The following is a 218-nucleotide window of genomic DNA, read 5'->3' as shown; positions in this document are numbered from 1 at the left end:
GAGTAACACGTGGGTAACCTGCCCATAAGACTGGGATAACTCCGGGAAACCGGGGCTAATACCGGATAACATTTTGAACTGCATGGTTCGAAATTGAAAGGCGGCTGCGGCTGTCACTTATGGATGGACCCGCGTCGCATTAGCTAGTTGGTGAGGTAACGGCTCACCAAGGCAACGATGCGTAGCCGACCTGAGAGGGTGATCGGCCACACTGGGAC

Annotated in this window: 1 rRNA gene; it reads left to right on the top strand. The window is 54.6% G+C overall.

The features are described 5' to 3' along the window. A 16S ribosomal RNA gene (locus MR167_RS32655) occupies positions 1-218 on the top strand; the annotation flags it as partial.

Origin of the sequence: Bacillus cereus group sp. BfR-BA-01355, assembly GCF_022663675.1 — a bacterium.
Taxonomy (GTDB): domain Bacteria; phylum Bacillota; class Bacilli; order Bacillales; family Bacillaceae_G; genus Bacillus_A; species Bacillus_A thuringiensis_S.
This window is presented reverse-complemented; position numbering and strand designations above follow the sequence as displayed.